General features: G+C 56.4%; 15 protein-coding genes. 7 read left to right on the top strand and 8 right to left on the bottom strand.

Features of this window, described 5'->3' with window-relative positions:
• The first annotated feature begins 13 nt into the window (after positions 1–13).
• The 4 genes from QK293_RS15620 (at position 14) to QK293_RS15635 (ending at position 3,454) form a co-directional block, all read left to right on the top strand.
• Positions 14–724, top strand: coding sequence for an SDR family NAD(P)-dependent oxidoreductase (locus QK293_RS15620; RefSeq protein WP_282378422.1), 711 nt, complete (start codon positions 14–16; stop codon positions 722–724).
• Positions 725–738: 14 nt separating this feature from the next.
• The gene (locus QK293_RS15625) at positions 739–1,044 is read left to right on the top strand and encodes a DUF6482 family protein (RefSeq protein ID WP_282378423.1); all 306 of its coding nucleotides are present in this window, start codon (positions 739–741) and stop codon (positions 1,042–1,044) included.
• A gap of 25 nt (positions 1,045–1,069) precedes the next feature.
• Positions 1,070–2,608, top strand: a complete 1,539-nt coding sequence (locus QK293_RS15630; protein WP_282378424.1) for a cryptochrome/photolyase family protein — start codon at positions 1,070–1,072, stop codon at positions 2,606–2,608.
• A 606-nt stretch (positions 2,609–3,214) separates the two neighbouring features.
• Positions 3,215–3,454: a tyrosine-type recombinase/integrase gene (locus QK293_RS15635; protein WP_282378426.1), complete on the top strand. Its 240-nt coding sequence runs from the start codon at positions 3,215–3,217 to the stop codon at positions 3,452–3,454.
• A gap of 197 nt (positions 3,455–3,651) precedes the next feature.
• Here QK293_RS15635 and QK293_RS15640 read toward each other — a convergent pair whose 3' ends face one another.
• The 8 genes from QK293_RS15640 to QK293_RS15675 form a co-directional block, all read right to left on the bottom strand.
• Entirely contained in the window at positions 3,652–4,200 is a 549-nt protein-coding gene (locus QK293_RS15640; RefSeq protein ID WP_282378428.1) for an antibiotic biosynthesis monooxygenase, read from the bottom strand.
• Positions 4,197–5,216: a catalase family peroxidase gene (locus QK293_RS15645; protein ID WP_282378431.1), complete on the bottom strand. Its 1,020-nt coding sequence runs from the start codon at positions 5,214–5,216 to the stop codon at positions 4,197–4,199. Before QK293_RS15645 ends, QK293_RS15640 begins: the two co-directional genes overlap by 4 nt.
• Positions 5,217–5,240: 24 nt before the next feature.
• The gene (locus QK293_RS15650; RefSeq protein ID WP_282378433.1) at positions 5,241–6,350 is read right to left on the bottom strand and encodes an alkene reductase; all 1,110 of its coding nucleotides are present in this window, start codon (positions 6,348–6,350) and stop codon (positions 5,241–5,243) included.
• A gap of 59 nt (positions 6,351–6,409) precedes the next feature.
• Complete coding sequence (locus QK293_RS15655) at positions 6,410–7,867, bottom strand: aldehyde dehydrogenase family protein (protein WP_282378434.1); 1,458 nt, start codon at positions 7,865–7,867, stop codon at positions 6,410–6,412.
• Positions 7,868–7,886: 19 nt separating this feature from the next.
• Positions 7,887–9,524, bottom strand: coding sequence for a GMC oxidoreductase (locus QK293_RS15660; protein WP_282378435.1), 1,638 nt, complete (start codon positions 9,522–9,524; stop codon positions 7,887–7,889).
• A gap of 118 nt (positions 9,525–9,642) precedes the next feature.
• The gene (locus QK293_RS15665) at positions 9,643–10,572 is read right to left on the bottom strand and encodes a LysR family transcriptional regulator (RefSeq protein ID WP_282378437.1); all 930 of its coding nucleotides are present in this window, start codon (positions 10,570–10,572) and stop codon (positions 9,643–9,645) included.
• A 60-nt stretch (positions 10,573–10,632) separates the two neighbouring features.
• A complete protein-coding gene (locus QK293_RS15670; protein WP_282378440.1) occupies positions 10,633–12,180 on the bottom strand; it encodes a GMC oxidoreductase in 1,548 nt (515 codons plus the stop codon).
• A gap of 73 nt (positions 12,181–12,253) precedes the next feature.
• Positions 12,254–12,988 carry an alpha/beta hydrolase gene (locus QK293_RS15675; protein WP_282378496.1) on the bottom strand — a complete coding sequence of 245 codons (735 nt, stop codon included), beginning with the start codon at positions 12,986–12,988 and terminating at the stop codon, positions 12,254–12,256.
• A gap of 175 nt (positions 12,989–13,163) precedes the next feature.
• Here QK293_RS15675 and QK293_RS15680 point away from each other — a divergent pair, with 175 nt between their 5' ends.
• The 3 genes from QK293_RS15680 to QK293_RS15690 all read left to right on the top strand — a co-directional run bounded on the left by QK293_RS15680 (position 13,164) and on the right by QK293_RS15690 (position 14,824).
• Positions 13,164–14,111, top strand: a complete 948-nt coding sequence (locus QK293_RS15680; RefSeq protein ID WP_282378442.1) for a LysR substrate-binding domain-containing protein — start codon at positions 13,164–13,166, stop codon at positions 14,109–14,111.
• A gap of 84 nt (positions 14,112–14,195) precedes the next feature.
• The gene (locus tag QK293_RS15685) at positions 14,196–14,471 is read left to right on the top strand and encodes an SDR family oxidoreductase (RefSeq protein WP_282378444.1); all 276 of its coding nucleotides are present in this window, start codon (positions 14,196–14,198) and stop codon (positions 14,469–14,471) included.
• Positions 14,468–14,824 (top strand): SDR family oxidoreductase, encoded by a 357-nt coding sequence (locus tag QK293_RS15690; RefSeq protein ID WP_282378447.1) that lies wholly within the window; start codon positions 14,468–14,470, stop codon positions 14,822–14,824. Before QK293_RS15685 ends, QK293_RS15690 begins: the two co-directional genes overlap by 4 nt.
• The last annotated feature ends 27 nt before the right edge of the window (positions 14,825–14,851 follow it).

The following is a 14,851-nucleotide window of genomic DNA, read 5'->3' on the forward strand; positions in this document are numbered from 1 at the left end:
GCGGGAGAGGCAAATGAACAATTCCTTCACGATGAATTCGCTTGGCGATAGCTACCGTGCCTTGGTGATCGGCGCCAGCGGAGGACTCGGCGGGGCTTTTTGTGATTGGCTAAATGCAGACCCACGCTGTGCGGGCGTTCGTGAACTGGCGCGCAAAAGTGTTCCAAGTCTGGATCTAGAAGAGCCCTATAGTATTGCCAGAGCCGCCCTCGAATTAGCGGCCGAAGCACCCTACCAGTTGATTGTGCATGCCGCTGGCATGCTCCATCGCAACGAAATCAAGCCTGAAAAAAGTTATTCCACGATTGAAGCGGATGCGTTTCAGACGGTATTCCAAGTCAACACGCTCGGGCCTGCTCTTGTGTTGCGTCACTTCCTGCCCTTGCTTGATCCACGAGGCGCGATGGCGATGCTCTCCGCCAAGGTCGGCAGTATCGGCGATAACCGGCTGGGCGGATGGTATGCCTATCGCGCCTCCAAGGCAGCGTTGAACATGCTGATTAAAACGGCGGCAATCGAACTGGCGCGCACCCGTCCTCAGACCCGTCTGCTGAGCCTTCATCCCGGCACTGTTATTTCAGGCCTGTCACAGCCCTTTCGGGGTGCCTCTACGGCGAGGCCCGCAAGCCTTGCTGCCCGAGAATTGTTGTCACTGATTGACCGCTTAGCGCCTGCCGACAGCGGCAATTTCTTTGCTTACAACGGAGAACGCCTACCCTGGTAGGCAAGGAGTGCACATTGAATCTGCAAGCGTTGATCGAACAAGCCTCAAAGGGCGAAATCCGTGAGCTGGAGCTGCTGTCACTGGAGGGCGGGTTTTATCTAGCGCGAGTCAGGCTAGACCGCGGCCAGTTCACCCTTCTGGACGATACAGCGAAGCCTATGCACCTGCGCTCCATCAATCACCTGCGCGAATTATTGAAGCTTGTCCCGCCCTTTCCCTGCGTGCTTGTGCAGCAGTGCGTCCACGACGAGATGTGCGGCTCACGTGAGGGGCCCATCGAGTCGTTGCGCATTCCTTTCTCATTGACTACACCTTGGTGAGTTGCATTATTTCGGATACTGTCGAATGAATAAGATTCACCGGCTATGCCTCGTCCTGGGCGACCAGTTATCGTTTGACCTCGCCTCATTGCAGGACCTGGATGCTGAGCGCGATACGGTGTTGCTGGTCGAGGTGATGGAGGAAGCCAGCCATGTGCCCCATCATCCGCAAAAGATCGCGCTGATCTTCAGTGCCATGCGTCATTTCGCCAAGGCGTTGCAGCAGCGCGGCGTCCGCGTGCAGTACGTAACTCTTGATGATCCGCAAAATACCGGTTCGGTACCGGGCGAGTTGCAGCGCTGGGACGCGTTGCTGCGACCGGATGAGCTGCACCTGACCGAGTGCGGTGACTGGCGTCTAGAGCAGTCGATCAACGATTGCGGCTTAGCGTTGCAGTGGCATGCCGATACTCGATTTCTGTGCAGCCGCGCCGAATTTTCCGCCTGGGCCGAGGGCAAAAAACAGCTGCGCATGGAGTTTTTCTACCGTGAAATGCGCCGCAGGGGTGGACTGTTGCTCAACGGCGACGGCAGTCCGGTCGGAGGCGCCTGGAACTTTGATGCGGACAACCGCAAGGCGTTGCCAAAAGGCGTGAAAGCCCCCTACCCGGCGCGTTTTTCTGCGGACTCGATTACTCAGGAAGTGATTGCGCTAGTGCGGGAACGTTTCGCCAGCCACTACGGCTCCCTGGATACGTTCGACTATCCGGTGACCCACGCCGATGCCCAGGAGCTGTGGGAATATTTTCTGAATTTTGGCCTGGCTGGGTTCGGCGATTACCAGGATGCAATGGCCAGCGACGAACCCTTCCTGTTTCATGCCCGCATCAGCGCGGCGCTCAATATCGGTCTGCTCGATGTCCGTCAGCTGTGCAGCGATGTGGAATCTGCCTATTGGTCGGGCAGTATCGCGTTGAACGCCGCTGAGGGCTTTATCCGTCAACTGATCGGCTGGCGGGAATACGTCCGTGGTGTCTACTGGCTCAAAATGCCCGACTACGCCGACGGCAATGCGTTCGGGAACAGCAGGCCTCTGCCGGAGTTTTACTGGACCGGCAAAACGCAAATGAACTGTATGCGCCAGGCAATCGGTCAAAGCCTGGAACATGCCTACGCTCATCACATCCAACGGCTGATGGTCACCGGAAACTTTGCCTTGCTCGCCGGCATCGCCCCGAGCCAGATTTGTGAGTGGTATCTGGCGATTTACATGGATGCCTTCGACTGGGTCGAGCTGCCCAATACGCTGGGTATGGTCATGCACGCCGATGGTGGTTACCTGGGTTCCAAGCCCTACTGCGCCAGCGGCCAATACATCAAGCGCATGTCGGATTACTGCCGTGGCTGTGCGTACAAGGTGACTGAAAGCACCACCGACAACGCCTGCCCTTTCAATGCGCTCTATTGGCATTTCCTGATGCGCCACAGCGATCTCCTGCGCAGGAATCAACGCATGGGCATGATTTACAAAAACCTCGACCGCATGCCCGAATCCAAGCAGCAAGCACTCTGGCAACGTGGCCAGATCCTGCTCGCCAAACTGGATGCCGCGGAGTCGCTATAAGTGAACCGCGATCGAGGAGGACCGACAGCCTAACGGGCCAAGCCTCGCTCGGCTGGTCAGGACAGCGGATGCTGATGTGTGAAAGCCAAAGCCTAGCGTTGAGCAGCTCTATCCCGACAGGCCAAGAGGCTGCATGGTTCGCTTGCTCATAGATGAAATGCCTCACTTCGATTTTTTCCATAGGCGAGATTACCTACTTCAGATTCACCCTAACTACAATATAACTCCAAATCTGGCTCGACATTTTCGTTGAGTCCTGCTGAGTTGATACACATCAATGCCTGCCAGGAAATTATAAGCGCCGAGCATGGCGCTCGGCTCACCGGCATCATCTAAAAAGTATTTCAAAGCGCGCGGGCAGCAGACGTTACTCCAAGCGCAGGCATGTCCAATTGCAAACCTGAATTTTGAGGGGTAATTTTGTCGCTTATCCATATCATCACGCGCTTACGCTTTCGCCTAGCGTGCATAGCCTTCTTGCCCACTTCACTGTTGGAAAACTCCTCAAACTTTCTCATGGGCATCCTCTAGATTAAATTCAGTGCACGAGGGTGAAATGCTCATCGCTGGGGCAATCTTGCCGACGGCGGCATCAACTCCAACAGCTTGATCCCGATACTTCGCCGTATCTTCAAGCAGGCCGCTGTCCCGGCAGACCTGTACAGCAGCCACTCCATGCGTCGAGGGTTTGCAACCTGGGCCTCATCCAATGGCTGGGACATCAAATCTTTGATGAGTTACGTAGGCTGGAAAGACGTAAAGTCTGCCTTGCGTTACGTGGACGCTGGAGCATCGTTCGCGGGACTCGCCGTTCGAGCCCCGACATCCCAGGTAGAGAGCTTGTAGCCGGGGTTACGACAACCCTGCTGCTTCGGCACCTGCCGCCAGGAAGGTGTTCACGCTGCCTTCGTGCAGTGCCACCTCGCCGAGTCACCCCCAGCGGCTAATGCGCCGGAACAGCCACTCACATAGACGCCCCCTTTATAGGATGGGCTTCGGGAGCGTTATTCCAGCCCCAAGCATTAGCGGGGCGACCGCTGGTCTCAACGCAACAACCAGCGTGACAAAAGGCGTGTCGTCAAGGGCATCAACCAATAGACCATATTGAAGGACACTAATCCTGCAACCGCAACCTTGAATAACCAAATCGGTAGGTGTAGATCAGAAAGTTCAAGTAACACCGCCAAAAAGCCCGGCATAAAAACTGACAATGGCAAGACTACCGACCAAGACAGTAGCCATTGCTTCCAGCGTGCAACCGTGGCCCGTCCTTGCATCGGCTCAAACCAGAATTTCGAATCATCGTCGGCGCGATGGTAATCCTGCCGCAGCCAGGGCAACGACTCACGCAGCAATGCCTGGCGCACTTCAGATCCCAGCCACGCCAAGACGTGGCCCTTGCTGGTAAAACGCAGGATTATTGCGTATCGCAGCTGCGATCCTACGGGTTTTACGACATCAGTAGCTAAATAACCAGGGAACTGCTGATGGGCATCGATGGCTTTGTTCATCCATTGCTCATACAAGGCCTGATGCTGCGGATTGACCTCATGCACAATCACACTGACGCCAATGTCGGCGTCAATGCTCATTGTTGTTGCCTCCTGAGCATCGCCCGCTGGTAGATACCTTGACGTGCGAGAATCATTGGATCGTGACTTGGCTTAATGCCGTCGAGCAAGCGTCCGGGGCTGAAGGCAAGCCGCTGCTGGGCGAGTTGTTGTTCCTCTGCCGAAACAAGAGCGTCGAGGGTCAACATCCCCAGTTCGACTTCCTGATGGTTGCGCGACCAAGGAATCGAACCGTCTTCGATGGCATCTCCTGGGGCTGCCAGTTGCACCATCAATCGCAACTTCACCGCTCCCTTGGTCAATCGTGCGCCGATTTCGTCCTGCAAGTAATCGGCAGGCATCGAGGCGGCTTGCTCGTCGCTCAACACAGGTTCTGGCAGCAACGGTTCAATGCGATAGCGACCGACATGGTCTTCACTCTGACGGTTGCTGAACACTAGGGCGTTGACGCCAAAGTATTCAGCACTAACGTAGCTGCTCGGTGCTAGCTTGGGCGTCTCAAGAAAATGCTGTGCCCTTGGATGGGTGACCAGAAATGCTTGCAGTGGCAAAGGATCGGGCGGTGTGGCGACGTTGGCAGCAATGCCTCGCAAAAAGCTTAGGAAGTCTTCGGGGGTGGCCACCGGAAAGCCATTGAACGAGTGCGCCACTATATCCGTGGACTCACCGTCCGGTAGCGTAAAACGAACGGCCAGACCATGGGGACTGGCCATCGGGTCACCGTCCTCGGTGGCAGGCACACCACTGAAGTTGGAGAACCTCAGCAATACGGGTACTGGCTGTCCCTGGAAATGAGCTGCTCGAGTAAGCGCCGGCGCCGCTTCAGAGGCGGTAAAGGTGCCACGTAACAACACGCCCTTGGCATGCGTTACGCGAAACCCAGGATGATGCCCGAAGGTCGCATAGAGAGCGTCAAGCAACGCGTCGTAAAGTTTGTCCTGGGACATGGAGGTGTTTCTCATGGGAGAAGAATTATCTTCTTTGGCGGCGAAGGCAGAGGACGCTGTCAGCGTCCCTGCCAACAGCGCGCCTGCCATTAGTCGGGGCAGTCGCATCGGGGATCAGCTCTGAGCCGCAAAGGATGGATAGTCCGTGTAACCCCGGGCGTCGCCACCGTAAAAGGTGCTGCCATCAGGCTCCGCTAACTCGGCGTTGAGCGCGAACCGCTGCGGCAGGTCGGGATTGGCGATGAAGGGTTTGCCGAACGCCACGGCATCGGCAAGTCCTTGCGCGACGATGTGTTGCGCGTCGGCCTGCTGATAGCCGCCGCATACGAAGATCGCACCGCTGAACGCCGAGCGCAGTTGCGCGCGAAACCCTGAGGGATAATCCACACCGGGCCACTCGGACAAATGCAGGTAAGCGATGCGCCGCTGACTGAGAGACTCGGCGAGGTACAAAGTAATGTCCTGAGCTTCGACGCTGAAGTCCATATCGTTGACGCTGGGTGGGCACCATGGCGAAAGGCGGATGCCGACCCGATCCGCGCCAATCGCAGCCGAGACCGCGTCCACCACTTCCACGACAAAACGTGCACGGTTCTCCAGCGAGCCACCGTAGCGGTCAGTGCGCTCGTTGGTGGTAACGGAGAGAAATTGCTCCAGCAAAAAACCGTTGGCGCCTTGCAGTTCAACCAGATCAAAGCCTGCAGCGCGGGCCCACAGTGCGGCCTGGACAAACTCCTGCACGACCGCCGCGATCCCCTCTTCGCTTAACGCCTCTGGTATGTCGCAATCGACCATACTCGGCATACCTTCATCGTCGAAGGCGAAAATCTTGGCCTGTGCACGAATTGCTGAAGGCGCCAGAGGCGACTGCCCCTGGGGCAAGACCGAGTGATGGGAAATGCGGCCGACATGCCACAGCTGGGCGGCGATCAGACCTCCGTTGGCATGAACCTCGTCAGTCACCTGCCTCCAGCCAGCTTGCTGGGCCTCGGTATAGATCCCGGGTGTGTAAGCGTAGCCTTTGGCGCTGGGAGAAATCGGCATGCCTTCGCTGATCAGCAGCCCTGAACCTGCGCGCTGTCCATAGTATCGGGCGTTGAGTGCTGTGGGGATATCACCGGGCTGGGCAGAGCGCGAACGAGTCATCGGAGCCATCAGCACGCGGTTGGCCAGGGTGAATGGGCCGACATTTAAAGGATCTAGTAAGGTTTTTGTACGATTCATGAACATGATTCTCTGTACAGTCGCCTACGCACCAACGCGCGCAGGCGAACTGATTGGATTTAAGCTTGGCGCAGGCCAGGATTGAGGGCGATATGTTTGTATTCGACAAAGTCATCCATGGCAGCTACGCCGTTGAGGCGTCCCTGGCCCGACTGTTTAAAACCACCTTCCTCAAACTCGTCGTAGACCACCGCCCAGTCGTTGACCCATACAGTGCCAACCTCCAGTTCACGGGCCACCCGCAGAGAACGGTCGACATCGCGAGTCCACACGCCAGCCGCCAGGCCGAACTCACTGTTGTTAGCCAGCTCGATCGCCTCGGCTTCGCTATCGAACACCTGTAGGGTCAGTACCGGGCCGAACGTCTCGCGCTGGACAATCGACATATTAGGGTCAGTGACGCGCAGCAAGGTCGGGCGATAGAAAGCGCCCTTGGCCAATGGCCCCTCGGTGATTGGTCCGCCGCGAACGATGATTTGAGCGCCGTCGGTGATCGCGTCCTCCACCACTTGGTTGACCCGCTGCACGTTAGGTTTATCTATCAACGGCCCCATTTCGCTGGCGGGATCCGCAGCCGGCCCCACGCGCACGGCTTCCAACCGCGCGGCCAAGCGCTCCGTCAGCGCCGTGGCAATATCCCGTTGCACCAGCAGCCGCGACCCCGTCATGCAGAACTGACCAGCGAATACCGTCAGGGCTTTCACCAGGGTGGGCACTGCGGCATCGAGGTCGGCGTCGTTAAACACCAGCATTGGCGTTTTCCCACCCAGTTCCAAGCCAAAGCGCTTGAGGTGCTGTGCACCCGCAGCGGAAATCGCCCGACCGGTGCTTGTGCTACCGGTGAAACTGATCACCGGAACCTTGGGCGACTCCACCAGATGTATGGAACCGGTCGCACCCAGCTCACTGAACAGATTGATGACGCCACGAGGCAGCGACACCGCCTCACTCATGATCCGTGCTACCAGGCAGTTGGTCTGGGCCGTTTGCCCGGGCATTTTGATCACTGTGGTGCAACCGGCAGCCAGGGCAGGTGCCAGGGAGCGAATCATCAGTACCACTGGCGAGTTCCACGGTACGATGATGCCCGCTACGCCTACTGCTTGACGGATCACCAAGGAAATTTTGCCAGGCTTTGGCTCGGCCGCACGGCCGTATTCGGCGCGAGCAAGAGCAGCGTAGTAGCGCAGTTTGGAGGGCACCATAGTGACCTCAAACTCGGCTTCGGGTCTGATCTTTCCGTTTTCCAGCGCCAGGGTGTCGATCAACTCATCTGCGTTGCGCTCGAAAGCATCCGCCAACTCCAGCAATACCTTGGCGCGCAAGTTACGATCGTCTTTCCAAGGCGTTTCAGCGAACGACCGTTGTGCCGCCTTAATTGCCTGTTGCGCTTCGTTTAAGCCGCCTTCGGCGTATTGACCAATCAGCTCATAGGTCGCTGGGTCGATGGAGTCTTTGTAAACACCGGAGTCCAGCCATTGGCCGTCGATCCAGTTTAAAGCTGGAGTGCTGTTCATAGAGGTAGATTCCTGAGAATTAAACGTAGAGACGGGCAATGTGCTCGGCGGTGGCAATCACAGTGATGTTGGTGGCTACCGAAGGCACATCTGGGAAGATCGAAGCGTCCACTACCCGCAGGCCCTGCACGCCGAGAACCCGCGCTTGCAGATCGACCACCGCTCGCGCATCGCCCGGCCGCCCCATGGGAGCAGTCGAGGTCGGGTGGTGATAGGTATCGAGACTGGCTTTGACGCTGGCCAGCAAGGCCTCGTCGGTGTCGTTGCCTTGGCCAGGGTTGAGCTCGGAATGGATCAACTTATTGAGCGGCGCCGTTGTGCCGATTTTGCGGGACAGGCGGATGCCATCCAGCAGACGCTGGCGATCCTTTTCCTCAGCCAGAAAATTCAGATCGATGTTCGGTGCTACGAACGGATCGCGACTAGCGAGCGTAACTTCGCCTCGGGACAGTGGTCGAGTCAGGGCTACCGCGAGAACGAAGCCAACCTTGGTCGGGCTCTGATCGTGGGGAAACAAGTGGGTGGCCGTAATATGAATATCCAGATCACCGTTCTCGGCTGTGGTGCTGTGAGTCCAGAGTTTTGCACCAATGGCCGGCGACTGGCTGCCAATCACATCAGGCTTGGCGGCATAGGCGTTGTAGTAGAACGGGTGATCCACCAGGTTTTGCCCAACCGGCAGCTCGGCGACCAGTGGAATCTGCAAGGCACGGAGATCCTCCCTCGGGCCAATGCCGGAACGCAGCAGGATCGCAGCGCTACCGTAGGTGCCAGCCGAAAGGATGACTTCACCAGACAGGAGCTTTTCACCGCTGGCCAGTTGCACTCCGATTACACGCTTACCGTCGAACAGAACTTTATCTACCAAGCTGTCGGGGCGGATATGCAGGTTGTCGCGGGCTCGCACCTCATCGGTGAGGTAGGCCATGCCGGTGTTGACTCGCACACCGTTGACGATATTCATCGGGTACGGCCCTACTCCGTTGGCGTCAGCACCGTCAAAATCGGTAACCACTTTGTAGCCATTAGCGATCGTGGCGTCGATGAAGGCGCGCTGCATGGGGGTCACATCGGCATTACTGAGTTGATGCACGGGGAGCGGCCCTTCATGGCCGTGTAGCTGGCTGGCACCACTGCTGTGAGTTTCCAGCTTTTTAAAGGAAGGCAGCAGTTCTTCATAACTCCAGCCTGGCAGATCCCAGCGCTTAAAGTCGGTAGGGCGCGCACGGATGGCCACCGCGCCGTTGATTGCCGAGCTCCCCCCCAGCACCTTACCGCGCAAGGCGCCGATGGGGTGGTCGATGTAGCCCGGTCGGGTCTTGTAACCCCATTCAAACTCAGGGTTGCCATTAGCACCGACGATGTCGCTGCTAGCAATGATTTCGGGGTAGTTACGTGGGCCATAGCTATGCCCCGCCTCAAGCACCAACACCTGACGCTTACTGTTCTCGCTCAATCGGCGGGCCAGAACCGCACCAGCCGAACCACCGCCGATGATAATCACATCGACCGGGGTGCCATGGCCTGCACTCTTACCGGTTTTGCCGCTCGATTCCAGAGCCTGCGCCAAACCACTGCCCGCCGCTAAAGTAGCGGCAACCACAACGCCACTTGCCAGTACAGCACGGCGAGCGGGATTGTTAAGGGTACTCTTCATCCGTCTTCTTCCCTGTCAGACGCTAGGTGATGCGCCTGTTGGGAAAAAGCATAACTCAGGGTTCAGATACTCATAAGCTGACAAAAAACGAATCCATGGTTCGTTTTTTTCGAACGCATCAACACTGTTCATTCGAGTGAGCCACCAGCATTTGATCCCACACTGGGGGGCTGCCGATCTGTTCGCTGAGGAAACTAATCAGAGCATGAAGCTTAGGCGAGGCTCTCTGGGATCGCCGGTATACCGCCGAGATGTTGCCGCCACGAGGGGCATAGGGCGCCAATACCTCTTTAAGTTCACCGGCCACAATGGCCTGTGCGGCCAGGAACGTGGGCAAAATAGCTAAGCCCATACCGGCCTTGGCAGCTTCCATGAGTTGATGGCCGTTGTTAGTGCGCATACGACAGCGCACAGGAAACGACTCCAATGCGTTGTTCACCGGTAGCACCCATCTGGCATGTGGTTCGCGATTCACGTAGAGCATGGCGAAATGCTGGGCCAGCTCTTGTGGGATCTGCGGTGTACCGTGAGCGGCCAAGTAGGCTGGGCTGGCACAGATGATATGACGGTTGGGAGTAATGGTTTTAGCCACCAATGAGGAGTCAGGTAACTCACCGATGCGGATGGCCGCGTCAAACGTCTCTTCGTGTAAGTTGACGTGGCGGTCATCAAACTCGACATCCAGACGCAGTTCAGGGTAACGCACAGCGAAGGACGAAAGAATCGGCGCCAGGTAGCGAATGCTGAAGGCCATCGGAGCTGTGAGCCGCAAGCTCCCACGCAAACTCGACTGAGACGCCAGGACGGCGTCTTCAGCATCTTCGACATCGGCCAGAATACGTACGCAATAACGGTAAAATACTTCGCCTGACTCGGTCAGACGGGCCTGACGACCACGCTCCAGCAAGATGCTACCCAGGCGCTTTTCCAGTTTCTGGATCCGCTGGCAGACCATTGACTTGACTGTACCCAAATGCCGAGCGGCTTCGGAAATACTACCAGTGTCCGCCACCATGACGAAAGAATGCATCTCAGACAGTTTGTTCAAGTTTTAATCCAGAGAAAGTTGGGTGCATGTTTTCTACATTGGCATGCACCCTTAAAGTTTTTATGTTAACTGACAGGATTTTTTGATTTCATCGGACAATTTCTCCGCCATCATGATAACGGTCGGATTCAAGTTAATCAGAGGGATCTCGGGGAAAATAGAAGCATCAATAACGCGTAGTCCTTCTACGCCATACACGCGACCTTCCTCATCAACCACCGCGCCAGGATCATCCGGCAACCCCATTGGGGCAGTCGAACAAGGGTGCTGCAAAGTGCCCACGCCTTTTGCCAACGCAGCGCGGATTTGCTCATCACTGTCGTCGGTGGATGAGCCTGGATAGAGCTCTTCCACGATCATGCTCTTGAGTGGTTCTGTCTTGGCCAACTTTCTAGCCAGTCGAAAGCATTCGATCATCCGGTTCATATCATCTTCACTGGTCAGGTGATTCAACTCAATGAAAGGCGCTTCTTTTGGATTGCGACTTTTCAAACGCAGGCTACCGTGGGACGTGCAATGCATCAGTTCCAACCCAAGTGAGAACGCGACGCCTGTTGAGCTCGTTTGCGGATCAAGCAAGTGCGATGGAGAAATACCAATGTCAAGTTCATTAACCGAACTTGCATAGGATGAATTGGTCCACAATTGGGAACCTACCACCGGATGATCTTGCCCCTTCAGCTCTTCTTTCCCACTGAAATTCATCCAGAAAAAAGCATGATCGAGCAGCCGAATACCGACCGGCGCATCTTTTACCATGGGAATGCCCAATGCTTCAAGATCCGTCCTAGGGCCGATTCCCGAGCGTAGTAGAATTGCAGCAGACCCATACGCGCCAGCGCTAAGAATAACTTCTTTCCCGTGAACTTTTTCACCTCCCGCCAATAGCACGGATTGAACCTTGCCGTCTTCAATCAACACTTTGTCTACGATACTTTTATCCAGGACCGATAAGTTTTGGCGACCGCGTACTGCGCGATTGAGATAGGCCATCCCGGTGTTTACGCGTACGCCGTTGATCACGTTCATTGGATTAGGGCCAGCGCCATTATTGGCCTCTGGGTTATTAAAATCGTCAACTTTTTTCGCCCCACAAGCCCATGACGCTTCGACCATTGCACGCTGTACAGGGGTGATGTACTCCCATGACATTTGGTGAATTGGAAGCGGGCCGGTACGGCCGTGCCATTTTTCCTCGCCGTGCGGAGCACTCTCCATTTTTTTGTAATAGGGAAGTACCTCTTCAAAGCTCCAGCCTTTCAGGCCTTTGGCAGTGAAGCGCGCAAAGTCAAAGGGCAAAGCACGACAGGCAACAGCGCCATTGATTGCGGAACTTCCGCCAAGTACTTTTCCACGCGGCGTATATACCGCTTGCGGTTGATCTACCGGAGTTGCAAAGTAACCCCACTCGAAACGTTTATCAGCCTTGGCGGCGATGATATTGCTACTGTAAATCTCTTCTGGATATTCATCGGGTTCAAAGGCTCGACCCGCCTCAACCAACAGAACACTTAGATGTTTGTCTTCCGACAAACGCGCCGCCAATACGGCACCGGCAGAACCGCCACCCAGAATGACAAAGTCGAATACCTTGCTATACACAGTCATCGTTATATCCATATTTATGTGGCGACTTTTATTTGTATCGCTGGTCGCAAAATCCAACGGTGCAGGTTCATGTTCAGCGCGTGGTGTTGAGCGCTTCCGTAATGACCTTGGCCACATCGGCAGGTCGAGACTGATGCGGCACATGGCTGGTAGGCAGCGCCGTCGTTGTTGCGTTTATTTTCCTGGCGAGTGCGCGCTGTAGTTCAGGTGGAATCATGCGATCGCGCTCACTGACGATGTACCACGATGGCTTCTGCTTCCATGCAGCCACGCTGATGCGCTCGTCGAACGCTCTGGAATTGATGGCGCCTTGCGTGGCGGCCATCACCCGCCCCTGCGCAGCAGGCACGTCCGGGGCAAAATCCTGCTCCATACCGTGTTGCGTCAGCGACAAATACCCTGCCTTGTCGGCCACAAATTCGCGCATGCCCGGCGACTGCGGATAGTCTTTGCCAACCTCGGCCGTGGTCTGCCCGACGTCAGGGGCGAAGGCGGCAACGTAGACCAGCGCCGCTACCTTGTCACTTGCACCGGCTTCGGTGATCACACTGCCGCCCCACGAATGCCCGACCAGCACGACTTTGCCCGGTGCCGTTTCAATAGCGCGACGGGTTATGGCCACATCATCGGCCAGCGAATTCAAACCATTCTGCACGGCCCGTACTTTCACACCTTTGGCCTGCAGCAAAGTGATCACCTTCGCCCAGTCAGACCCGTCGGCAAACGCACCATGCACCAGTACCACGGAAGGATCGTTTGCAGCGTTTGCGTAGTACACCGAACCCAGTGTGGCCAACCCCAAAGACATGGCGAGAATCGTCCTGCGTAACATCTGTATCTCCTTTAGTGAACCAATCGACCGGCGGCAATCTAGCCTCGGTACTGCCGTGTGAACCAGTCCCGAATAGTGGGTTTCTCTTTCCCATACAGTGGACGATCGTTCTTGTATAGTTGGCTTCTTTTGGCCGAATGAATGTCGTCCCGTGTTAGATCTCAATGACCTTCAGTACTTTGTTATGGTGGTGGACCACGGTGGCTTCGCGCCGACTGCTCGCGCGTTAGGCATTCCAAAATCCAATCTCAGCCGACGGATTGCACTGCTCGAAGAAAGATTGGGCGTGCGCTTAATCATCCGTAACACCCGGAGTTTCAAGGTGACGGAGTTAGGGCTGACGTATTACACCCATTGCCGTTCAATGCTGAAGGAAGCAGAAGCCGCTGAAGCGGCTGTTGCCATGACCCGTTCAGAACCTGGCGGGTTGCTGCGCGTCACCTGCCCGACGGTATTACTGGAAGAGTGCGTAGGCGGCATGATCACGCGATTCATGGCCATGTACCCGCGTGTCGAGGTGCATTTGGAGGCAAGCGACCGTCAAGTAGACGTGGTCGCCGAGGGCGTTGATCTTGCGCTGCGAGTACGCCCGCCTCCCCTTCAGGACTCGGACTTGGTTACCCGAGTTATGTCGCAGCGGCCACAATGTCTGGTCGCGAGTCCAGCGCTATTGCGCCGCCTAGGCGACCCCCGAGGGCCAGAAGACCTGTCACGCTTCCCCAGCGTCCATCACGGCAGCCCGCAACGTGGTTACAGTTGGACGTTGTTTCATCAAGATGGCGCGGAATTCACTATTCAGCACCGTCCTCAACTTGTAACCAAGGGACTGCCAATGCTGCGGTGCGCGGCGTTAGATAGCGTTGGCGTCGCACAGATGCCCATGTCCCTTGTGCACGACTACATTGATCGAGGGGAATTGGTCGTGGTTTTACCCGACTGGACTCCGAGGACTGAAATGATTTGCGCCGTGTTTGCAACAAGGCAAGGGATGTTGCCGTCAATGCGAATGCTGATAGATTTCATGGTAGCGCAATTCAAGTCGCTGGATGACCCGGCGCGAGGATACTTTGTTTCAGAGGGGGCTAGCCCATTAAGGTAACTTTATTAGAAGACCCGGTGTCCGTGCCGAAGATCTATCTAGCTTCCGTGTTGATCGCTCAACGCCAGGCACTGGTACGCCGACTTGCAAAATCGCCCTCAAGTCTATTTCGTCGAGGCTGATCTCGCCTCGATGGAGTCATCCAATTTGATTGCACCGTTCGCCCAGGAGCAGCTTGGCGGAATTGATGTATTGGTTAACAACGCCGGGTTCATGTTCGAGAAGTCCATTGATGATATGACCGAACAGGACTGGGATCGCATAATGGCTGTCAATCTGCGGGCGCCAGCGTTCTTGTGCAAGGCGTTAGTGCCCCAGATGCGTCAGCGAGGCGGGGCAGCATCATCAACATTGGCTTGATCGAAGGGATAGGCGCCAACCCGGAACATGCCGCGTACTGTGCCTCCAAGGCCGGCATCCATGGGCTGACCCGGGCCTTGGCAATCGATCTCGGCCGGGACGGTATCCGCTGCAATGCCATTGCTCCAGGATGGATCAATTCCGAGTTGAGTGATGCATACCTCTCCGCTCAAGCTGATCCGCGTGCGGCGCGCCAGGCACTCCTGCGCCTTCACCCGGTCGGACGTACCGGATTGCCGGCGGATGTTGGCGGGACAGTCGTTTTCCTGGCCTGCGAATCATCGGCCTTCATCACCGGGCAGGTGCTGGTGGTGGATGGGGGTCGCACGGCGAAACTTCCACTGCCGTTTTGATCGAATCAGCCCGACTTGCAACGGAGG

It is taken from the genome of Pseudomonas sp. AL03 (assembly GCF_029960815.1).
Classification (GTDB): Bacteria; Pseudomonadota; Gammaproteobacteria; order Pseudomonadales; family Pseudomonadaceae; genus Aquipseudomonas.